13 protein-coding genes are annotated in these 14,994 nt (G+C 65.5%); 12 read left to right on the forward strand and 1 reads right to left on the reverse strand.

All coding sequences use genetic code 11. The features are described 5' to 3' along the window. Nucleotides 1-9 precede the first annotated feature (9 nt). From DVS29_RS11255 to DVS29_RS11275, 5 genes are all read left to right on the forward strand, one after another. The gene (locus DVS29_RS11255) at nucleotides 10-930 is read left to right on the forward strand and encodes a carbohydrate ABC transporter permease (RefSeq protein ID WP_118180534.1); all 921 of its coding nucleotides are present in this window, start codon (nucleotides 10-12) and stop codon (nucleotides 928-930) included. Then, complete coding sequence (locus tag DVS29_RS11260) at nucleotides 930-1,871, forward strand: carbohydrate ABC transporter permease (protein ID WP_118180535.1); 942 nt, start codon at nucleotides 930-932, stop codon at nucleotides 1,869-1,871. Before DVS29_RS11255 ends, DVS29_RS11260 begins: the two co-directional genes overlap by 1 nt. A gap of 33 nt (nucleotides 1,872-1,904) precedes the next feature. Then, on the forward strand, nucleotides 1,905-2,915 hold the full coding sequence (locus DVS29_RS11265; protein WP_118180536.1) for a sugar-binding transcriptional regulator: 1,011 nt from the start codon (nucleotides 1,905-1,907) through the stop codon (nucleotides 2,913-2,915). Next, complete coding sequence (locus DVS29_RS11270; protein ID WP_118180537.1) at nucleotides 2,896-3,678, forward strand: SDR family oxidoreductase; 783 nt, start codon at nucleotides 2,896-2,898, stop codon at nucleotides 3,676-3,678. The genes DVS29_RS11265 and DVS29_RS11270 overlap by 20 nt, the downstream gene beginning before the upstream one ends. 100 nt (nucleotides 3,679-3,778) lie before the next feature. Next, the gene (locus DVS29_RS11275) at nucleotides 3,779-4,816 is read left to right on the forward strand and encodes an NAD(P)-dependent alcohol dehydrogenase (protein WP_118180538.1); all 1,038 of its coding nucleotides are present in this window, start codon (nucleotides 3,779-3,781) and stop codon (nucleotides 4,814-4,816) included. A 32-nt stretch (nucleotides 4,817-4,848) separates the two neighbouring features. On the opposite strand, the gene DVS29_RS11280 is transcribed toward DVS29_RS11275, so the two are convergent. Further along, the gene (locus tag DVS29_RS11280; protein ID WP_118180539.1) at nucleotides 4,849-5,499 is read right to left on the reverse strand and encodes a hypothetical protein; all 651 of its coding nucleotides are present in this window, start codon (nucleotides 5,497-5,499) and stop codon (nucleotides 4,849-4,851) included. A 185-nt stretch (nucleotides 5,500-5,684) separates the two neighbouring features. Between DVS29_RS11280 and DVS29_RS11285 the strand changes: the two genes are divergently transcribed. From DVS29_RS11285 to DVS29_RS37810, 7 genes are all read left to right on the forward strand, one after another. Beyond that, nucleotides 5,685-6,644: an AraC family transcriptional regulator gene (locus DVS29_RS11285; RefSeq protein WP_118180540.1), complete on the forward strand. Its 960-nt coding sequence runs from the start codon at nucleotides 5,685-5,687 to the stop codon at nucleotides 6,642-6,644. Nucleotides 6,645-6,827: 183 nt separating this feature from the next. Beyond that, the gene (locus DVS29_RS11290) at nucleotides 6,828-7,886 is read left to right on the forward strand and encodes an ABC transporter substrate-binding protein (protein ID WP_118180541.1); all 1,059 of its coding nucleotides are present in this window, start codon (nucleotides 6,828-6,830) and stop codon (nucleotides 7,884-7,886) included. 84 nt (nucleotides 7,887-7,970) lie between these two features. After that, nucleotides 7,971-8,777: an ATP-binding cassette domain-containing protein gene (locus DVS29_RS11295; RefSeq protein ID WP_118180542.1), complete on the forward strand. Its 807-nt coding sequence runs from the start codon at nucleotides 7,971-7,973 to the stop codon at nucleotides 8,775-8,777. Nucleotides 8,778-8,787: 10 nt separating this feature from the next. After that, entirely contained in the window at nucleotides 8,788-10,095 is a 1,308-nt protein-coding gene (locus DVS29_RS11300) for a sugar ABC transporter permease (RefSeq protein ID WP_118180543.1), read from the forward strand. A gap of 45 nt (nucleotides 10,096-10,140) precedes the next feature. Beyond that, nucleotides 10,141-10,869, forward strand: coding sequence for an SDR family oxidoreductase (locus DVS29_RS11305; protein ID WP_118180544.1), 729 nt, complete (start codon nucleotides 10,141-10,143; stop codon nucleotides 10,867-10,869). An 8-nt stretch (nucleotides 10,870-10,877) separates the two neighbouring features. Beyond that, entirely contained in the window at nucleotides 10,878-12,512 is a 1,635-nt protein-coding gene (locus DVS29_RS11310; protein ID WP_118180545.1) for an FGGY-family carbohydrate kinase, read from the forward strand. Between the two features lie 529 nt (nucleotides 12,513-13,041). After that, the gene (locus DVS29_RS37810) at nucleotides 13,042-14,892 is read left to right on the forward strand and encodes a glycosyl hydrolase (protein WP_240655545.1); all 1,851 of its coding nucleotides are present in this window, start codon (nucleotides 13,042-13,044) and stop codon (nucleotides 14,890-14,892) included. Nucleotides 14,893-14,994 lie beyond the last annotated feature (102 nt).

A 14,994-nucleotide genomic window follows, 5' to 3' on the forward strand; every position in this document is an offset into this window, starting at 1 on the left:
CGAAGTCCGATGTCCAACCTCATCGCCCAGCCGCCCACGGCGGCGCGGCGCGTGCGTCTGTGGCCGCGCTCGCCGGCATTCTGGTTTCTCGCGCCGGCGGTGTTCGTGCTCGCGGCGATCGGCATCTATCCGACGCTGCTCGCGCTGTACAACTCGTTTCATCACTACAACCTCACCGATCTCGCGTCGGGTACGCCATTCGTCGGCATCGACAACTACGTCGCGACGCTGACCGACCCGTCGTTCTGGGGCGCGCTCGGCCGCACCTTGCTGTTCCTGTGCCTGACGCTGCCGATCGAACTCGCGCTTGGGCTGTTTGCGGCGCTGCTGCTGCATCGCCAGGCGCTGCCGTGGATGCGCGCGATCGCACGCGTGAGCCTTGTGATTCCGATGGCGACCACCTACGCGGTGGTTGGCCTGATCGGCCGGCTCATCTTCAACCGCCAGTTCGGTATCGTGAACTGGCTGCTCGGGTTGATCGGCATCGCGCCGCTCGACTGGCTCGGCGACCCGACGCTCGCGTTCGTGTCCGTGATGATCATGGACATCTGGCAGTGGACGCCGTTCTGCACGCTGATCCTGCTCGCGGGGCTCGCGATGGTGCCGCGCGAAGTGGAGGAGGCCGCGCGGCTCGACACGTCGCGCTGGACGATGATTCTCTGGCATCAGCAGCGGCCGTTTCTGCTGCCCGGCCTCACCGCGATCCTGATCCTGCGCTCGGCCGACATGCTGAAGATGTTCGACGCAGTGTTCACGATGACGCGCGGCGGCCCCGGCACCGCAACCGAATTCATCAGCGTCTATATCCAGCGCATCGGCTTCCGGCTGTTCGATCAAGGCATGGCGTCCGCACAGGCGGTGCTGCTGCTGATCCTCACGATCGTGCTCTCGCGGCTCTACATCCGCTTCATTTACCGGGAGGCAGCGTAATGCACGCGTCTTCGACGAACCCGTCCAGCGTATCCAGCACGCCAGTCGCCGCCGCCGTATCACCAGCAACGCGTGAGGTGCAGAACGACCGCGCGCAGCAGGCGCGTGCGCGACGCGGCCGCCGGCAGCGCCAGCGCGCGAACATCTGGCATTTCATCGGTCTCCTGATCGTATTTCTGTCGTCGGTGTTCCCGTTCTACTGGATGGTGACGACGAGCCTGAAGACCCAGGCCGAAGCGCTGGCGGTGCCGCCGGTCTGGGTGTTCTCGCCGACGCTCTCGCATTACGTGGACGCGCTCTTCCAGCACGACGTTGGCGCGAGCCTCGTGAACTCGCTGATCGTCGCGAGCAGCACGACGGTGCTCGCGATCCTGTTCGGCGCGCCGGCCGCGTACGCGCTTGCGCGCTTCGAATTCCGCGGCAAGGAAGACCTGTGGTTCTGGTTCATCTCGAACCGGATGGTGAGCCCGGTCGTGCTGGCGGTGCCGTTCTTCCTGATCGCCACGCAGCTCGATCTGGTCGATACGCACATCGTGCTGATCCTGCTGTATCTGACGTTCTCGCTGCCGATCGTCGTGTGGATCTGCACCGACCAGTTCCGCAACATTCCGGTCGAGCTCGACGAAGCCGCGCGGCTCGACGGCGCGTCGCCGTGGCGCATCTTCTGGCGCATCAATCTGCCGCTCGCGATGCCGGGCATCGTCGTGTCCGCGATCTTCGCGTTTATTTTCTCGTGGAACGATCTGCTCTATGCGCTCGTGATGACACGCGAGGACGCGGTGACGTCGCCCGTCGCCGCGACGAGCTACATGAGCGGCTACGAGCTGCCGTGGGGCGAGATCATGGCGACCGGCACGCTGATCGTGCTGCCGATGATCGTCTTCGCGCTGCTCGTGTCCGGCCGGCTCGTGCAGGGGCTCACAATGGGCGCGGTAAAGTAGCGTTCATCCCCTTACACGTTCCGCGAGAACACGATGTCCATCGACAAACTGCCGCCGACACCTGAATCCGACATGCCGGTCGACCTCGAAGAAGAGCTGCAGGCGCGCGTTGCGTGGCACTACTACATCGGCAACCAGACGCAGCAGGAAATTGCCGAGTCGCTCGGCAGCAACCGCGTACGCGTCAACCGGTTGCTTGCCGCGGGACGCGAAGCCGGCCTCGTGCAGGTGACGATCAACGGCCGCATCGCGCCCTGCGTCGCGCTGGAGAAAGCGCTGGTGGAGCGCTTCGAACTCGACGCCGCGGTCGTGGCGCCGACGGGGCTCAGCCAGGAGTCGAACCGCACCGCGCTTGGCGTGGGCGCGGCGCGCTATGTGGCCGGCCAGCTCGCCGATGGCATGACCGTAGGACTCGGCTGGGGTCGCACGATCCGCGCGATGCTGCGCGCGATGCCGCATCGCGGCTATGGCCAGCTCGCGGTGGTGTCGCTGCAGGGCGGCCTGTCGCATTGCCCGAGCATTAACACGTTCGACATCGTGTCCGACTTCGCGAACCTGTGCGATGCCGACAGCCATCTGTTCGCCGCGCCGATCTATGTGAGCAGCCAGAAGGCGCGCGACGTGATCCTGCAGGAAGACGTGATTCGCGAAACCTACGAGATGGCGCGTGGCGCGGATCTCGCGATCGTCACCTGCGGCGAGCTCGCGGAGTCGCTCGTCGTACGCTACGGCATCCGCAACAACGAGCAGGTCGACGCGCTGCGCGAGGCGGGCGCGATCGGCGACATGCTGGGTCATTTCATGGACGCGCGCGGCGAGCCGGTGCGGCATCCGTTGAACCGGCGCACGGTCGCGATCACGCTCGACGATCTGCGCAATATCCGTCATGTCGTGCTGGTTTGCGGCGGCGAGGAAAAGTACGACGTAACGCGCGCGGCGCTGATGGGCGGCTATCCGTCGGTGCTCGTCACCGATGAAGGCACCGCGCGACGTCTGTGCGACGAACCTCCACTTGGAGCCGGTCATGGACGGCGTGCGCGCTGAAACCGCTGGCGAAACGCGCGACGCGTTGAATGCGCGCGGCGAATTCGCGGGCAAGACCGTGCTCGTGACCGGCGCGGGCAAGGGTATCGGCCGCGCGAGCGCGCTGCTGCTCGCGGAACGCGGCGCGCATGTCGTCGCGCTGTCGCGCCAGCGGGCCGATCTCGATTCTCTGCGCGAACTTACACACTGCGAAGCGCTCGCGGTGGATCTCGCGGATATAGCAGCGACGCACGCGGCGATCGCGTCGGCGACGCCCGCGGACTTCGTCGTCAACTGCGCGGGCATCGTGGAGAGGCAGGCGTTTCTCGATACGTCTGCCGATACGTTCGACCGCACGCTCGCGGTCAACACGCGTGCGCCGCTGCTGGTCGCGCAGCAATGCGCGCGCGGCATGATCGAGCGCGGCGTGCGCGGCGCGATCGTCAACGTGTCGAGCATCGCGGCGCAGGTCGGCACGCCGCTGCATGCCGCGTATTGCGCGTCGAAAGCCGCGCTCGATGCGCTGACGCGCGTGATGGCGGTCGAGCTTGGCGCGTACGGCATTCGCGTGAACTCGGTGAACCCCGTCGTCACGCTGACGCCGATGGCGGAGAAAGTGTGGAGCGATCCCGCGCGCTCGGCGCCGATGCTCGCGCGCATTCCGCTGCAGCGCTTCGCGCAGCCCGACGACGTCGCGGAGGCGATCGCGTGGCTGCTCGGCGATGGCGCGCGGATGGTGAACGGCACCACGCTTACCGTCGACGGCGGATTTCGCGCCGGCTGATGTAGAGGGTTTCGACATCCCGGGGCCGGGATGATCCAGGCGCGCTGCACGCTCGTGCACGCAGCGCCATAACGCAGCAACCAGCAGAAGAGGCATCGCGATGGAAGCATTGGTTCTCGAGGAGGCGCGGCGCATCAGTCTGCGTCCGTTCACGCTGCCGCAGGTGGTCGGTCCGCGCGACGTGCGCATCCGCATTCATACGGTGGGTATCTGCGGTAGCGACATTCACTACTATCAGCACGGCCGCATTGGGCCGTTCGTCGTCAACGAGCCGATGGTGCTAGGTCACGAGGCATCGGGCACGGTCGTCGAAGTCGGCGACGAAGTCTCGCATCTGAAGCCGGGCGACCGCGTGTGCATGGAACCCGGTGTGCCCGACATGGAATCGCGCGCGTCGCGCGAAGGGCTTTACAACCTCGATCCGAAGGTACGCTTCTGGGCGACGCCGCCCGTGCATGGTTGCCTCGCGCCGTTCGTCGTGCATCCGGCCGCGTTCACGTACAAGCTGCCCGACAACGTCAGCTTCGCGGAAGGCGCGATCGTCGAGCCGCTGTCCATCGGCCTGCAGGCGGCGAAGAAAGCGGCGATCAAGCCCGGCGACGTGGCGGTCGTGCTCGGCGCGGGCACGATCGGCATGATGTGCGCGCTCGCCGCGCTCGCAGGGGGTTGCAGCCGTGCGATCGTCTGCGATCTCGTCGACGAGAAGCTCACGCTGATCGGCGGCGTGCAGGGCGTGACGACCGTCAATATCCGCGAGCGCGCGCCGCTCGATGCCGTGAAGGAACTGACCGACGGCTGGGGCGCGGACGTCGTGTTCGAAGCGAGCGGCAACGAGAAAGCGTTCGACGGCATCGTGGATCTGCTGTGTCCGGGCGGCTGCCTCGTGCTGGTCGGCATGCCGCAGAAAGCGGTGCCGATCGATATCGTCGCGGTGCAGATCAAGGAAGCGCGCATCGAATCGGTCTTCCGTTACGCGAACATCTTCCCGCGCGCGATCCAGCTGATCGCGTCGGGCCGCATCGACGTGAAGCCGTTCATCTCGCGCACCTTCCCGTTCGCGGACGGCATCAAGGCGTTCGAAGAGGCTTCGAGCGGCAATCCGAACGACGTGAAGGTGCAGATCGTGCTTGAAGAATAGGCAGGGCGTGTTGCGAAGCGCCGGGACGCCGCTCAGCGCTTCGGTTTCGAGCGGCGTTTCCGGAACAGCAGGACCGCGCCCATCGCCACGATCGCCAGCACCACCAGCGTGGTGATCGGCACCACGGTCAGGCTGCTCGTGGTGTCGACGGTCATCTTACCCGCCGCGGGTGCCGCGCTAGCCGTCGCACTTGCCGCCGCATCCGACGCAACCGCCTGCGGCACCGCGACGCCGAACGCGCTGCCTTGCCGGAACACCGGCACGCCCGACGCCTGCTGGCTTGCCGCACTGGCGGCACTAGCCGCTAAGGCAGCAGAGGCGCCCGAAGCCGGCGCCGTCATCGAAGCCGGCCCGATCGCCTCCGATGCCGTGATCGCACGCGCAACCCCCGGGCTCTGAAGAGTCCTGGCGATTTCACTCCACGCCGCGAACACACCATCCATGCAATGCGGGTCCCGGCATGCATCGCGCCGTCGTTGCCAGTCCGCCAGAACATTCGACGCCAGCTTGCCTTGCTGGATCATTTTCTGCTGCTGCCCGTAGATGTCCTCGTACTCGTGATTCAGGATCGCGTAGTCGCACACGACCTGTTGACCGGGCTGCTGGGTCCGGTCGCACTGGATGTCCGTTGCCCACGCCCCGACGCTGAAAAACAGCAGGGCAATCGCGATCGCTTGTCTCATGGTGCCTTGCACAAAAGTTGACTTTTAGCCCCTACGGGCTTACCCCGATGCAAAAAAGTATCAGTCGGCGGTCTTATTTTCAGTGGTGTAAGCGTACCGGCGCAGCTAATTTTCCGTCTATGGCGAGCGCCGGACGGCAAGCGCGCCGCACAGAAGAACAGGCCGCCGGAGCAGGAGGATGACACATGCAAGCCACTCACGATGAAACGACACGCAAGGATTCGCGACGCGCGAAGATCGACCAGCCGGATCTCGAGCTGGTGGCCGTGCCGCGCGACGAGTCGTTCAAGGTCTGGTCGCATGGCTATCCGTACCGCACGGTGCGCTGGCATTTCCATCCCGAGTACGAGATCCACCTCATCACGTCGACCACGGGCAAGTACTTCGTCGGCGACTATATCGGCAACTTCCAGCCCGGCAACCTGGTGATGATGGGCTCGAACCTGCCGCACAACTGGGTGAGCAGCGTGCCCGCCGGCGAGCGCGTGGACGAGCGGTGCCTCGTGCTGCAGTTCGATGCCGCGTTCATCGCGCGCACGATCGAAGCCTTTCCGGAATTCCGGCGCGTGGAGGCGTTGCTCGATGCATCCCGCTGGGGTCTGCTGTTCACGCCGGAGACCGGCGCCGCCGCCGAACCGATCCTGCGCGAGATGCTGTCCGCGCAGGGACTGCGCCGCATCATCCTGTGCATCGCACTGTTCGATCTGCTCGCGCAGAGCGCCGAACCTGTGAAGCTGGCGAGCGCCGCGTATCGCGCGGACCCGTCGCGCTATGCCGGCACGCGTATCAACCATGTGCTTGCCTTCATCGGCAAGAACCTGTCGCAGGAACTGCGCGAAACGGAACTGGCCGAGCTGTCGGGCCAGAGCGTCAGCGCGTTCTCGCGCTACTTTCGCCGCCATACCGGCGTGCCTTTCGTGCAGTACGTGAACCGCCTGCGCATCAATCTCGCGTGTCAGCTCCTGATGTCGGGAGAACTGACGATCACCGAAATCTGCTATCAGGTCGGCTTCAACAACCTGTCGAACTTCAATCGCCAGTTCCTGTTGCTGAAGGAGATGTCGCCTTCGCGCTGGCGAACGTATCAGCAGCTCAACGCGGCCAGCGCGACCGAATCCGCTGACGTCGCGGAGGCGCCCGGCTAGCGCGCGTTCCCGACCGAGATCCCGTAGTCGCATGCCCGAACCGGCCAGGGCGTTGGCCCGGCTCGCCCCTGCGTTCGCGGTTTTCGTACCGGTCCGGCTGCACACATCGCACGCAGCCGGACGATGGCAGTACCCGCACCACCCGCACTCAAAGGTCTTTCCAACCAACAACGGAGACATGCAATGACCAGACTGTCCAACTCTTTGATGGCCGTCGCCCTGCTGAGCCTCGGGCTCGTGAGCAGCACGGCCGCGTTTGCGGCGCCGAGCGGCACGGTCGCGTTCCTGATGCCCGATCAGGCATCGACGCGCTACGAGCAGCACGATTTCCCGGGCTTCAAGGCGGAGATGGCGAAGCTGTGCGCCGACTGCAAGGTGCTCTACCAGAACGCGAACGCCGATGCATCGCAGCAGCAGCAACAGTTCAACTCGGTGATCGCGCAGGGCGCGAAAGTGATCGTGCTCGATCCGGTGGATTCGACCGCGGCTGCTTCGCTCGTGCATATGGCGCAGAGCCAGGGCATCAAGGTCATCGCTTACGACCGGCCGGTGCCGTCCACGCCCGCCGACTATTACGTGTCGTTCGACAACGAGCAGATCGGCAAGTCGATCGCGCAGTCGCTCGTGCAGCACATGAAGGACACGGGCGTTGCCGCGAGCAAGGGCGGCGTGCTCGAAGTGAACGGCTCGCCGACCGATGCGGCCGCGGGGCTGATCAAGAAGGGCATTCACGAAGGCCTTGAAGGCAGCGGCTACAAGACGCTCGCCGAGTACGACACGCCCGAGTGGGCGCCGCCGAAGGCCCAGCAATGGGTGAGCGGACAGATCACGCGGTTCCGCACGCAGATCGTCGGCGTGGTGGCGGCCAACGACGGCACGGCCGGCGGCACCATCGCCGCGTTCAAGGCGGCAGGCGTGAACCCGGTGCCGCCCGTGACCGGCAACGACGCGACGCTGGCAGGCCTGCAGCTGATCATCGCGGGCGATCAGTACAACACGATCCTGAAGCCGAGCGAGATCGTCGCGGGCGCGGCGGCGAAGGTGGCCGTCGGCTTCCTGACGGGCCAGGCGCCGAAGGGCGAAACGACGCTCTTCAAGACGCCGACGCAGCTCTTCAAGCCGACCGTGATCACCGCGCAGAACCTGAAGGCGGAAGTGGTCGACAAGGGCATCGCGACTGCGAAGGACCTGTGCTCGGGCCGCTATGCGGACGGCTGCAAGAAGCTCGGGATCGCTAACTGATCGGTGGCGACTGACGCCGTGCAACGCTTGACGGGACCCGGCGGCGATGCCGGGTCTCACTGAACGACAGGAGGGGTCCGTCCCATGTCCGAAAACTCCACGACACGCGCGAAGGCCGGCGAGCTGGTGCTGAGCCTGCGCGGCATCTCGAAGCACTTCGGGGCGGTGTCGGCGCTGACCGACATCGAGCTCGACGTGCATGCCGGCGAAGTGGTCGCCCTCGTCGGCGACAACGGGGCCGGCAAATCGACGCTGGTGAAGATCCTCGCCGGCGTGCATCAGCCGAGCGCCGGCACGATCACCTTCGGCGGGCAGCAGGTTGCGCTGTCCGATCCGGGTACGGCGCTCGACCTCGGCATCGCGACAGTGTTTCAGGACCTCGCGCTGTGCGAGAACCTGGATGTGGTCGCGAACATCTTCCTGGGCCGCGAGCTGAGTCCGATGCGGCTCGACGAGGTCACGATGGAAGTGCGCGCATGGACGCTGCTGAACGAGCTTTCCGCGCGTATTCCGAGTGTGCGGGACGTGGTCGCGTCGCTGTCCGGCGGTCAGCGGCAGACGGTGGCGATCGCGCGCTCGCTGCTGCTGGACCCGAAGCTGATCATGCTCGACGAGCCCACGGCGGCGCTGGGCGTCGCGCAGACGGCCGAGGTGCTGAACCTGATCGAGCGGGTACGCGACCGCGGCCACGCGGTGATCATGATCAGCCACAACATGGAGGACGTGCGCGCCGTCGCGGACCGCATCGTGGTGCTGCGACTCGGCCGCAACAACGGCGTGTTCTATCCCGATTCGTCGAACGCGGAGCTGGTGGCCGCCATTACCGGCGCGACCGAGAACGCGGTGTCGCGCCGCGCCGGACGCCGCCAGGGGCAACAGCATGTCCAGTAAAGGAACGATCATGAGTCACGATACGCATAGCGGCTCTAGTCCCGCTTCAGAGCCCGCTTCAGGGCCTGCCTCGAATTCCGATTCCGCGCAGTCCACGCTGCTCGATCGCAGCGACGTTCGCGTGAAGCATGCCGCCGGAATCGGCGACACCGTCTCCGCGTTCGTCGACCGGGTTCGCTCGGGCGACCTGGGTTCGCTGCCGGTCATCGTGGGCCTCGTCATCATCTGGACCGTGTTCACCAGCCTGAACCCGGTGTTTCTCTCGGCCGACAATCTCGTGAACCTGCTGTTCGACTGCTCGACGGTCGGCGTCATCTCGCTCGGCATCGTCTGCGTGCTGCTGGTGGGCGAGATCGATCTGTCGGTCGGGTCGATGAGCGGCTTCGCATCGGCACTGGTCGGCGTGCTGTGGGTCAACGAAGGCTGGCCGGTGCTGCCCGCGATCGTCGTGGCTGTAGTGGTGGGCGCGGTGATCGGCGCGCTGTACGCGCTGCTGCTCAACCGGCTCGGCATGCCGAGCTTCGTGTCCACGCTCGCGGGTCTGCTCGCGATCCTCGGCATGCAGCTGTACGTGCTTGGTACAAACGGCTCGATCAACCTGCCGTACGGTTCGACGATGGTGGACTTCGGACAGCTGATGATCATTCCCGCTGTCGTGTCGCATCTGCTCGCGCTGCTGCCGGGTATCGCGATCATGCTGCTCGGCTTGCGCACGCGCGAACGACGGCGTGCCGCGCGTCTTTCCGCGCCTTCAGTGGGCAGCCTGCTTGCGCGCGCGGTGGCGATCACCGTGTTTCTCGAGGTCGTCGTCGCGTATCTGGATCGCGGACGCGGCGTGCCGTTGATGTTCGGCGTGTTCCTCGGTCTCGCCGTCGCGATGCACTACGCGTTGACGCGCACCCGCTGGGGCCGTTCGATGAACGCGGTCGGCGGCAATCGCGAAGCCGCGCGGCGCGCGGGCATCAAGGTCAGCGCCATCTACACCAGCGCATTCGTGCTGTGCGCGAGCCTCGCCTCGCTCGGCGGCGTGCTCACGGCGGCGCGGCTCGCGTCGGCGAGCCAGCAGGCCGGCACCGGCGACGTAAATCTCAACGCGATCGCGGCCGCGGTGATCGGCGGCACGAGTCTGTTCGGCGGCCGCGGCAGCGCGTGGTCGGCGGTGCTCGGCATCATCGTGATCCAGTCGATCGCGAGCGGCCTGACGCTGCTGAATCTGTCTTCGTCGCTGCGTTTCATGATCACGGGCGCGGTGCTGGCGATCGCGGTGATCGTGGATTCGCTCGCACGTCAGTCGCGCGTCAGCCATGGCCGCGCGTAACGAACGCAGATAGCACGAAATTGAAGCCATCAAGGAGAGTCGTTCATGTCTGAATCCATCAACGGAAAGGTTGCCGCGATCACCGGCGCGGCCTCGGGTATCGGCCTCGAGTGCGCGCGCACGCTGGTCAGTGAAGGCGTGAAGGTCGTGCTGATCGACCGCGCGAAAGACCGGCTCGCCGCCTGCTGCGCGGAACTCGGCCCGAATGCGTTCCCGCTCGCTGTCGACCTGCTGAAGCCCGCGGAAGTGTCGGGCATGTTGCCGGAGATCCTGCGTCTTGCGGGCGGTCTCGACATCTTCCATGCGAATGCCGGTGCCTATATTGGCGGCGAAATCGTGAACGGCGACCCGGACGAATGGGACCGCATGCTGAACCTGAACATCAACGCCGCGTTCCGTTCCGTGCATGCCGTGCTGCCGCACATGGTCGCGCAGAAGTCGGGCGATATCCTGTTCACCAGTTCGGTGGCGGGCGTCGTGCCGGTGGTGTGGGAACCGATCTACGCCGCGTCCAAATTTGCGGTGCAGGCGTTCGTGCATACCACGCGGCGTCAGGTCGCGAAGCACGGCGTGCGGATGGGCGCCGTGTTGCCGGGACCGGTCGTCACGGCGCTGCTCGACGACTGGCCGAAGGCGAAGATGGAAGAAGCGCTCGCATCCGGCAGCCTGATGCAGCCGAAGGAAGTGGCCGATGCGGTGCTCTTCATGCTGACGCGGCCGCGCAACGTGACGATCCGCGACCTCGTGATCCTGCCCAACAGCGTCGATCTCTGAGTGCGACCATGACTTCTGAAAGCACGAACGCCGATCCAGTGCAAGGCACGCGTTACGTAATCGGCGTGGACGTCGGCACCGGCAGCGCGCGCGCCGGCATTTTCGATTCCGCCGGCCGCATGGTGGGCACCGGCAAGCACAACATCACGCTGTTCCATGCAAGCGGCGCGATCGTCGAGCAGTCGAGCAGCGAGATCTGGCGCGCGGTCTGTCACGCTGTGAGAGAAGCGCTGGCGCAGGCCGCGATACGGCCGGAGCAGGTTGCCGGCATCGGCTTCGATGCAACCTGTTCGCTGGTGGTGCTGGGCGAGGGCGGTGCGCCGCTGCCGGTGGGGCCATCCGAACAGCCGGAGCGCGACATCATCGTGTGGATGGATCATCGCGCGGTCGGGCAGGCGGAACGCATCAACGAAATGGGTCACGCCGTGCTGAAATTCGTCGGCGGCAGGATCTCACCGGAGATGGAAACGCCGAAGCTGCTCTGGCTGCTCGAAAACCGGCCGCACGTGTTCGCATCGGCATGGCAGTTTTTCGACCTGACCGATTTTCTGACGTGGCGCGCGAGCGGCGATCTCGCGCGCTCCACCTGCACGATCACGTGCAAATGGACCTATCTCGCACATGAGCGGCGCTGGGACGACAGCTACTTCCGCGCGGTCGGTCTCGGCGTGCTCGCCGACGAGGCGTTCAAGCGCATCGGTGAACGGGCGGTCGAGCCGGGTACGCGGCTCGGCAACGGCTTGACCGAGCAGGCCGCGGCGGAACTCGGCCTCGCAGCAGGAACGCCGGTGGCCGCGGGCGCGATCGATGCGCACGCCGGTGGCATCGGCACGGTCGGCGCCGACGGCAAACCCGAGTCGTGTCTCGCGTATGTGTTCGGCACGTCGTCGTGCACGATGACCACGACCCGCGATCCCGTGTTCGTGCCCGGCGTGTGGGGGCCGTACTTCTCGGCGATGGTGCCGGAAGCATGGCTCAACGAAGGTGGCCAGTCGGTGGCGGGCGCTGCGATCGAGCGGCTCCTGTCGATGCATCCGCTCGCGCCCGAAGCGCAACGCCGCGCGGAGAGCGAAGGGCAGTCGCTGCCGGCGATGCTCGCGAGTCTCGCGGCACAGGTAACGGATGGATTGTCCGCCGCGGTCCGGCTCGCGGACGGTCTGCACGTCGTGCCGGAATTTCTCGGCAACCGCGCGCCGTTCGCCGATCCCAACGCGCGAGCCGCGATTGTGGGGCTCGGCATGGAAACCGACATGGACAGCCTGGTCGCGCTGTACATCGCCGGCATCTGCGGCATCGGTTACGGCTTGCGGCAGATCATCGATGCGCAGGCGCGCGCCGGCGCGCCGATCGAGCGCATAGTGATCAGCGGCGGAGCGGGGCGGCTCGATCTCGTGCGCCAGCTTCTTGCCGATGCGACGGGCAAACCGGTGCTGGCCACCGAGGCCGACGAGCCCGTGCTGCTCGGCGCGGCGATGCTGGGGAGCGTGGCAGGCGGACTGTCCCGCGACGTGCGTTCCGCGATGACCGGCATGTCGCGCATCAGCACCGTCTATGCGCCCGACGCAGGCGCCGTTGCCGCGGTACACGACGCGCGCTTCAGTGCGTTCCTGCAGTTGCAGGATGTCGCGAGGCGGATTCGGTAGCGCGGGAAAATCTGACCGCTCGTCCGCGGGCGGCGACCATTGTTTCCGATCTCTCCGGGGCGACTGCCCGCCCCAATTCCACCATTTCCGCAATCACCCGCATATCAGTCGGTTAAACCTTCCGGGTTTCACCTGATACGTCTCGTATTTACAATTAGTTACGTGTAATTTACCGAATAAAAATCAAGAATTGGAAAGGAGTATTTTTCTGACATAAAGCCAGACTATTCCACGAGACAAAACGAGTGCACGTGCATTTGATTATACAAATCAATTGCTTAGACGAAATTTAGAAGATCTTGCAGTCACTTTTCCCGAAAAAATAACGTTTCGCGATGTTCTTTTTCCTGAGATTTTCGTTACTTTTTTCAGATGAATTCAAAAATCGGTAAAAAATCGCAATAATCGTATTTATACTGCGCCCCGTTCGGTAATTATCGGGAGAGGGACGGTGGGAGCAGAGGTCAAGGCAGGTAAGAACGCCGCAGTGGCGGTAACGGGTGGCGCGGTTCCGCCCGCACGCGTGGGAATGCGTGGCGCAGTATCGTCGGACAACTCGCTGGCCACGCGCCGCCGCTTTCTCGCCGGGCTGTTCGCCGGTGCGGGCAGCGCAGTGCTGGCAGCGTGCGGCGGCGGTTCGACGGGCAGCAGCGTGACGGGCACGGGCACCTCGACGGCCAATGCTTCGATGTCACAGCGCGCAGCGGCAACCGCAACGCTCAGCGAATCGGCGTCGGGCACGACCGTGCCATCCGCGTCGTACATCGTTGACGGCAATCTGGTGAAGTGGACGCTGTCGAGCGGCGCGGTGCTGCGCGCGGGCGCGAACACGGGCTGCCCGGTGACGGCGACCTTGATCCTCTACTACAACCACACGATCTACGCGGCGAACTCCGCGGGCGCGTTCTACATCAACCAGAACAACGTCTGGTCGGCGACCCAGGACCCGCGCGAATCCTCGCAGGGCACCATCGTGCCGCCGGCCGCGAGCCTCATCGACGGCAACGGTGTGGCTTGGACGCTCAACGCGGGCACGGTGTACCGCAAGGGCGTGAACACCTACTGCCCGGTGCTCGCATCGTGGATCCTGTACTGGAACCACACGGTCTACGCGGAAGACGCGTCGGGCCTCTGGTACGTGAATCAGGCTGGCTCCTGGCTCTCGACGTACGACCCGCGCGAATCGGCGTCGGGCACGACCGTGCCGCCGTCGAGCGCGATCACCGACGGCGTCAGCATCCCCTGGACGCTGTCGAACGGTGCGGTGCTGCGCAACGGCGTGAACACCGGCTGCCCGGTCGCCGCGTCGCTCGTGCTGTACTGGAACCACACGATCTACGCGTGCGACGCGAGCGGCCACTGGTACATCAACCAGGCCAATGTGTGGAGCGCATCGAGCGACCCGCGTAACGCGACGTCGTCGACGGTGGCGAACGCGGCGGCAAGCAGCGCGCTGTTCTACGGCATGAACGGCCACATGGCGTGGACCTCGGGCATCTACAAGACGATGACGGCCGCGCAGCAGGTCGCGATCCTGCAGGACCTCGGCGTGACCAACTATCGCGCCGACGTCGCGGACTCCGGCATGGCGCAGACGGTTGCCAACGCACTGAACGGCGCGTTCAAGGGCAGCGGCATTTCGATCCTGCCGTGTATCAACCCGATGAACTGGGATCAGACCTCGTCGGAGAGCACGTCGTACGCGTACGGCTACCAGCTCGCGCAATCGATCGCGCAGGTGCTGAAGGGCCTCGTGAGCGTCATCGAGTGCGGTAACGAACTGGACGCGAACGGCGTGGAATCGACGGGCGCGGGCAACTCGCCGGCCGACTACAACCCGGCGTACTGGCCGGCGTTCCGCGGCGTGATCCGCGGCATGATCGACGGCGTGAAGTCGGTCGACCCGACTATCAAGTGCGGCGTGAACGTGGGCATTCCGCTCGACTACACGGCGCTGCAGATGCTGTGGAACGGCCAGACGCCGAACGGCACGGCCACGCCGACCTCGGGCGCCACGCCACTGCAATGGGACGTCACGATGTACCACTGGTACGAGACGTCCGGCGACATCGTGCGTGCGGGCTCGCAGGGTCTCACGAACGTGCTGCAGATTCTCGCGACCTCGTTCGGCAAGCCGATCTGGATCACGGAGTGGGGCTATTACACCGGCGACACCGCGGCGAACCAGGCGGCGTACGTGAGCAACACGCTGAAGGAGTACTACTCGCTGCGGAACACGTACAACCTGCAGGCGGTGTTCATGTACGAGCTGATCGACATGGGCGGCGGCGACGACTTCGGCGTGCTGCTGGCGGATGGCGTCACGCACAAATCGTCGTACGCGGCGTACAAGAACTTCACGGCGGCCAACGCGGTTTAAGCAGTCCGCCGAAGTGATGAGGTTGAGCGGGGCCCGGCGTGATTGCCGGGCCCCGTTGTCGTTGATACGCGCTTCCCGCGAGTGACGACAGACCGGTCGGCA

This window comes from Paraburkholderia phosphatilytica, assembly GCF_003443895.1.
Taxonomy (GTDB): domain Bacteria; phylum Pseudomonadota; class Gammaproteobacteria; order Burkholderiales; family Burkholderiaceae; genus Paraburkholderia; species Paraburkholderia phosphatilytica.

Excerpts from the sequence above, each read along its gene's own strand:
- DVS29_RS11255 (WP_118180534.1), top strand. The coding sequence starts at position 10 with ATGTCCAACCTCATCGCCCAGCCGCCCACGGCGGCGCGGCGCGTGCGT.
- DVS29_RS11260 (WP_118180535.1), top strand. The coding sequence starts at position 930 with ATGCACGCGTCTTCGACGAACCCGTCCAGCGTATCCAGCACGCCAGTC.
- DVS29_RS11265 (WP_118180536.1), top strand. The coding sequence starts at position 1,905 with ATGTCCATCGACAAACTGCCGCCGACACCTGAATCCGACATGCCGGTC.
- DVS29_RS11270 (WP_118180537.1), top strand. The coding sequence starts at position 2,896 with ATGGACGGCGTGCGCGCTGAAACCGCTGGCGAAACGCGCGACGCGTTG.
- DVS29_RS11275 (WP_118180538.1), top strand. The coding sequence starts at position 3,779 with ATGGAAGCATTGGTTCTCGAGGAGGCGCGGCGCATCAGTCTGCGTCCG.
- DVS29_RS11280 (WP_118180539.1), bottom strand. The coding sequence starts at position 5,499 with ATGAGACAAGCGATCGCGATTGCCCTGCTGTTTTTCAGCGTCGGGGCG.
- DVS29_RS11285 (WP_118180540.1), top strand. The coding sequence starts at position 5,685 with ATGCAAGCCACTCACGATGAAACGACACGCAAGGATTCGCGACGCGCG.
- DVS29_RS11290 (WP_118180541.1), top strand. The coding sequence starts at position 6,828 with ATGACCAGACTGTCCAACTCTTTGATGGCCGTCGCCCTGCTGAGCCTC.
- DVS29_RS11295 (WP_118180542.1), top strand. The coding sequence starts at position 7,971 with ATGTCCGAAAACTCCACGACACGCGCGAAGGCCGGCGAGCTGGTGCTG.
- DVS29_RS11300 (WP_118180543.1), top strand. The coding sequence starts at position 8,788 with ATGAGTCACGATACGCATAGCGGCTCTAGTCCCGCTTCAGAGCCCGCT.
- DVS29_RS11305 (WP_118180544.1), top strand. The coding sequence starts at position 10,141 with ATGTCTGAATCCATCAACGGAAAGGTTGCCGCGATCACCGGCGCGGCC.
- DVS29_RS11310 (WP_118180545.1), top strand. The coding sequence starts at position 10,878 with ATGACTTCTGAAAGCACGAACGCCGATCCAGTGCAAGGCACGCGTTAC.
- DVS29_RS37810 (WP_240655545.1), top strand. The coding sequence starts at position 13,042 with ATGCGTGGCGCAGTATCGTCGGACAACTCGCTGGCCACGCGCCGCCGC.